Raw genomic sequence first — 1,316 nt, 5'->3', positions numbered from 1 at the left:
TCACCTCCTTGATTACAAATACTATTCTACTATCGATAGTAGAATAAGTCAACACTTTTAGCAAATTAATTTAAAAATATTTTATAGCAAAACAAAAAAGCCCACTTCATTTAAGAAGTGAGCTCTTTTATGCTTATGATACTAGGCCATATTTCCATAAACAAAAGAATTCAATCATTATGCTTTCATTATAAATATTTTCTTCGCTTATTCTTTTAAAGGTTTACTTTCTTACAAAATAACAATATTTTATTAATTATCTTTAGAATTATTGTTTAACGGCTTAAAATTAATGTTTTTATTTTTCTCTAATAACTCAACAAAATTCATAGTAGGCAAAATATATGCTGGAAATTGATTTGTTTTTAAAGTTATATCAGACACCAACGATCTTACATAAGGAAATAAAATTGCATTACCATTTAAAGCTAACATATTTTTCATTTCTTTAATAATTTTATCCCTAGAAGTATCCAAATTTTCATTTAATTCAAATCTAAATATTCCACTTAGTTCAACTTCCAAAAAAAAGGGTGAATCGATTTCTCTTGTGTTGCCTAAAATCATTTTAATACTGACAATTCCATCATAACCATCTTTTGGATAACGAATAGTTGAAAAACATTTTATCGGAGTATTTAACTTGTGGTTTTTATTGGGAACAAATTTTTCATTTTTTAAATACTTTATATCATTAACAACATAATTTTTAAACTGCATTGATTTAATAACCCTCAACTAAGCAACCTCCTTGTTTAAAGCAGAATCATCATAAAATGTATTTTCTGAATAAATATTACTATATGATTCCTGTATGATGGGATTATTTGAAGAATTTATATAATCATCTACGTAACCAATATCTACTTTTTCGTAAGACAAGATATGATGTTGATATTTAATAGCCTTGTCAACGTCAAAACCATATTTTTTCATGCTATTTTTGAATCTTTTCTTTGATTCATTACTCTCTATGATTTTATTAAATTCATCAATTGACATATTAATTTTCATACCAAGTCATCTCCCTTTGCTAATTTAATTGTATCATAATCAATTATCTTATTGCTTTTTATGCATAATTCAATGGAGTTGGGCATACCTGTGTTTTTAATTTTAGCTTGTCCAAGCCGATTTCTTGTAGGACATTTAACACCTAAAATACTTATACCGCTATGCCTCATTTCATTTATAAATGTATCAATAACAGCACCATCTAATTTTTTGGAGTATCCATCAATTCCATTTCTATGTTTCAAAGATAAGGCATCTATTTCGTTTTTATGAGATTCAATGTAATTATGAAGAAACTCAAT

General features: G+C 26.0%; 3 protein-coding genes. All 3 read right to left on the bottom strand.

Translation table 11 applies throughout. The features are described 5' to 3' along the window. Nucleotides 1–252: 252 nt before the first annotated feature. Nucleotides 253–738: a protein-export chaperone SecB gene (locus AC6UD0_RS07265; RefSeq protein WP_500708689.1), complete on the bottom strand. Its 486-nt coding sequence runs from the start codon at nt 736–738 to the stop codon at nt 253–255. Beyond that, the gene (locus tag AC6UD0_RS07260; RefSeq protein WP_500708688.1) at nt 739–1,014 is read right to left on the bottom strand and encodes a hypothetical protein; all 276 of its coding nucleotides are present in this window, start codon (nt 1,012–1,014) and stop codon (nt 739–741) included. After that, nucleotides 1,011–1,316 (bottom strand): hypothetical protein (locus tag AC6UD0_RS07255; RefSeq protein WP_500708686.1); only part of this gene is annotated, 306 nt, incomplete at its 5' end. The genes AC6UD0_RS07255 and AC6UD0_RS07260, both read right to left, overlap by 4 nt.

This window comes from Fructilactobacillus sp. X7R9C1, assembly GCF_059901005.1.
Note: the sequence above shows the minus strand (reverse complement) of the source record. Positions and strands in the feature narration are given on the sequence as shown.